General features: G+C 40.0%; 4 protein-coding genes and 2 pseudogenes. All 6 read left to right on the forward strand.

Features of this window, described 5'->3' with window-relative positions:
* Positions 1 to 184, forward strand: a pseudogene (locus L652_RS0109400) (ISAs1 family transposase); the annotation flags it as partial.
* A 720-nt stretch (positions 185 to 904) separates the two neighbouring features.
* Positions 905 to 1,171, forward strand: coding sequence for a helix-turn-helix transcriptional regulator (locus L652_RS0109405; RefSeq protein ID WP_024596285.1), 267 nt, complete (start codon positions 905 to 907; stop codon positions 1,169 to 1,171).
* A complete protein-coding gene (locus L652_RS0109410; RefSeq protein ID WP_024596286.1) occupies positions 1,165 to 1,566 on the forward strand; it encodes a HipA N-terminal domain-containing protein in 402 nt (133 codons plus the stop codon). Before L652_RS0109405 ends, L652_RS0109410 begins: the two co-directional genes overlap by 7 nt.
* A gap of 68 nt (positions 1,567 to 1,634) precedes the next feature.
* A complete protein-coding gene (locus tag L652_RS0109415; protein ID WP_002963294.1) occupies positions 1,635 to 1,934 on the forward strand; it encodes a hypothetical protein in 300 nt (99 codons plus the stop codon).
* Positions 1,931 to 2,365, forward strand: coding sequence for an IS66 family insertion sequence element accessory protein TnpB (tnpB, locus tag L652_RS1000000124925; RefSeq protein WP_024596287.1), 435 nt, complete (start codon positions 1,931 to 1,933; stop codon positions 2,363 to 2,365). Before L652_RS0109415 ends, tnpB begins: the two co-directional genes overlap by 4 nt.
* Positions 2,362 to 3,831: pseudogene (locus L652_RS01000000123605) on the forward strand (IS66 family transposase). Before tnpB ends, L652_RS01000000123605 begins: the two are co-directional and overlap by 4 nt.
* Positions 3,832 to 3,853: the final 22 nt, after the last annotated feature.

Genomic DNA, 3,853 nt, shown 5'->3' on the forward strand with positions numbered 1-3,853 from the left:
CTGGCAGGTTGAAAGTATGCATTGGATGTTGGATATGAATTTTAGGGAAGATGAATCGAGAATACGTAAGAAGCAAGGACCGCTTGTGTTTAACGTCATGAGAAAAATAGCCATGGCGTTATTTAAGCGAGATACAACTAAATCAGCAAGTATGGCGAGGAAAAAGAAAATGGCAGGGCNGTGAGCTAATGACCAGGAGCCGTATTTATAAATAATGATACGGATTATTTAATGTGACCGTACACAATATATTTTTATAAATTCCTGTCTTGCTTATATATTGTGATTTACTAAATTCAACTTATCTGTTTAATGGTTTTCAAATGCAATTTTGCCTGTTTGTCGAACATCTTTTATCCAAAAAATTCTACTAAGCAAGATCATTTGAGGGGATTAATTTCTGATAGGGAAAGATCTGTTTATTGGTAAATTCGGCAAATAGTGGCGGTATTAGACCAGTGTTAACAAGGGCTGGTTTAGAAATGCTTTATGTTGCTTTATTGATTTTGAGAAGGGAATAACCATTCTCTTCAATCAATGCCTTGCCTAAAGGCATTTCTAATTCCAGCTGAATGGGGTTTTGTGCCCATCCCCTCGAAATTACTATTAAGCCTGTTTTTTATACAATTTATTGATGTATGATAATAAAAATGAATTAACCCCTTAACAGGAATATAGGGCTTAAAGTGTAATAAGTCCCCCGTTGCCTATAGGATCATTAACAGACTGGAATAAATTTTAATGCGCATGAATTTTTGAGAGGCACTATAATTCAAGATGTTTGGTAGCTTTAATTATTAAAAACATTAATTACAATCAAAAATTAATACCTGAAATAACAGGTGTTAATTGAATTAATGATATATAATACCTTCTATAATAGGTGTTTTAATTGGTAAGGCTTATGGATAATGATTGGTTTTTAAAAAAAGGGAAGGAAATACAAACCCTCCGAAAAAGAAAATTCCCCAATGATACCCAAAAGACCTTTGCCGCTAGAGTAGGTGTTGGCCTCACTACGATTCAAAACCTTGAAGCTGGAAAAGAAGGGGTTGCGTGGGGAACAGTCTGCAAGGTACTAACTATTCTTGGCCGTAAGAAATACCTCGAAGAATTATTTCTCAACAATGAACTTGAACTCAATATTATTGATAAGGTTACAACGTGGTAAGTAACATATTCAAAGTTCGATTCAAACTACTATCCGGTGACATTATCCGTTGTGGTATTGCAGGGGTAATAGAGAACACTAGAAAGCAAGTAGATAGTGTTGAATTTGCGTACCACAAGGATTATCTCTCAAAGGTTAAACACCCTATAGATCCATCTACCTTACATCTGACATCAAATGTTTTTAAGTTATATTGTGATAAATCCGCCCCAGGATTCATTGATGATATTTTACCGGACTCATGGGGTAAAAAGGTATTATCTAGAATACATAACATTCCTTATCCTTCCATATCAGATTTACTCAAGGTGATGGAGTATTCAACTGTTGGTGCGCTTCATTTTTCTAGTGAAGACAGTTCGGATATTTCTTTCGGTTTAGGTGTAAGCGTCTAGCAAAGTGCACCTGCCAGTAATTCGTCAAACCGATTAAGCTATTTCTTAATTTCAATTAGGAGATAGCCATGAGAAAAACACGTAGCCTTGAGCAGTGGCGTAACATTATCGAAGAACAACAAGCCAGCGATTTAACTATTACTGAGTTTTGCCAGCAACATGCCTTATCTAAAACAAGCTTTTATGCGGCACGAAGTAAGCTTAATACTGAATCCAGTCGTTTTGTTCAAGCAAAAGTCACTAAACACGTCGCCCCCACTGAACAGCAACTGCCGATCATGCTTACTATCGGCAGCGTGAAAATTAGCTTCCCACCCACAATGCCTGTCGCTTATTTGAGTCAATTGTTGCGTGAGCTTGCCTTATGAAAATGTTTGTTGAACCCGCGCGTATTTACTTGCATCGTGACGCCGTGGATTTTCGAAAGTCCATTGATGGTCTGGTCGCACTCGTTGAAAGCGAGCTTGAACGTGACGCTTACACTGGCGCATTATTTTTGTTCTGCAATAAATCGAAAGATAAACTCAAGCTGGTTTACTGGGATAAAACGGGGTTTGCTTTGTGGTACAAGCGTTTAGAAAAACAAAAGTTCAAATGGCCAAGTAAAGTCAGTTTGCAAGAATTTGAACTCAGTCCTGGGCAATTGGATTGGTTGTTGTCGGGATATGATGTGCTTGGTCATGAAGAATTGCAGTATCAATCGATCATATTGACAGTAAATGATCGTTGCCACACCGCCTGCTTTATCTTTGCGTCAAACAAGAAAACAACGTCAAATTCTGTTAAATTGCGAACATGAAAATTGATGCACACTTACTTCCTGACGACCTAGAACAACTCAAGCGCATGGTGCTTGAGTTGTTCTAGGTCGTTGCTGAAAAAGATGCGCAAATTCACGAATTACTGCAAGCTTATAACGCGAAGCTTGCCAAAGAGTACGCGAAGAAATCTGAAAAGATGCCCGGTGCTGGAGAGCGCTTCAATGAAGCAGAAAACATTCTTGATGAACATGATAAAGCGCTATTGGCCACATCGCCCTTAGTAAAGAAAGAAAAAGCCAAACCGAAACGCCGGCCACTGCCAGCACAGTTACCACGAGTCGAGGTGGTTGTTGACCTTGATGAGGATGAAAAAGTGTGTGATTGCTGTCAAAGCCCACTTCACAAAATGGGTGAAAGCAGCAGTGAAACACTCGAATTTGTGCCAGCGCATATCAAGGTTGTCAAAACTATTCGCCCTAAATATACGTGCCGTCACTGTGAGCGTGAAGGGATTGAAAGTGTAGTGAAAACGGCAAAAATGCCCGCAACACCTATTCCAAAAAGTATCGCCACGCCCAGTTTACTGAGCCAAATAATCATGTGTAAATACCAGTTTGGCTTGCCGCTTTATCGCCAAGAAACGTTATTTTCTGATATCGGTATTGAGTTGAGCAGGCAAACCATGTCGAGCTGGATGTTACGCTGTGCTGAATTGTTGTCACCGCTCTATCAGCGTTTAAAAGAAATCTTGTTATCTCAAGCAGTTATTCATGGCGATGAAACCTCGTTAAACGTTATTAACGCAGAGAAAGCGACCAGCTATATGTGGCTGTACTGTTGTGGCGATGATAAGCCGGGTAAAGACACTAATATTGTCCTGTTTGATTATCATAATAGTCGCGCGGCCCACTGTGTAGTTGGTTTTCTTGACGGTTATCAAGGCTACATGCACGTTGACGGCTACAAAGCATACGAGCAAACGAAGGCAACACTGGTTGCGTGCTTAGCTCATATACGCCGTAAGTTCATCGAGGCCAAAGGCAATAATAAAAAAACCGTTAAAGCGGATGTAGCACTTAACCTTATTCGCAAACTCTATGGTATTGAGCAAGCCATCAAAGGTAAATCGGTCAGTGAAAAATTCACCGTTAGGCAGCAAAAAGCCAAACCAATCGTTGATGAATTGTATCAATGGTTACTCAAACACAAAGATAAAATCCCTCCCCAAATGGCGCTAGGGAAAGCAATTACCTATGCGATAAACCAGTTTGAGAAATTCAGGCGTTACCTCGATGATGGCAGGCTCAGTATTGATAATAACCNATGGCTGTTCTCAAATACCAGTAATGGCGCGCATGCCAGCGCCATACTCTATAGTCTTGTTGAAACCGCAAAGGCAAATGATCTTGTAGTGCATGACTACATCTCAACGTGCTTGCAACATATTGCAGAGCAGCCAAGTAACCTTGAGCCACTGCTACCTTGGAATATTAAGCAAGGCTAGGTGTCGTTAGCTATACGCTTAC

The organism is Pseudoalteromonas sp. TB25 (genome assembly GCF_000497995.1).
In the GTDB taxonomy this organism is placed as follows: Bacteria; Pseudomonadota; Gammaproteobacteria; order Enterobacterales; family Alteromonadaceae; genus Pseudoalteromonas; species Pseudoalteromonas distincta.

What these genes read in the sequence shown, in the direction of transcription:
- L652_RS0109405 (WP_024596285.1), top strand. Translation starts at nt 905, where the DNA reads ATGGATAATGATTGGTTTTTAAAAAAAGGGAAGGAAATACAAACCCTC.
- L652_RS0109415 (WP_002963294.1), top strand. Translation starts at nt 1,635, where the DNA reads ATGAGAAAAACACGTAGCCTTGAGCAGTGGCGTAACATTATCGAAGAA.
- tnpB (WP_024596287.1), top strand. Translation starts at nt 1,931, where the DNA reads ATGAAAATGTTTGTTGAACCCGCGCGTATTTACTTGCATCGTGACGCC.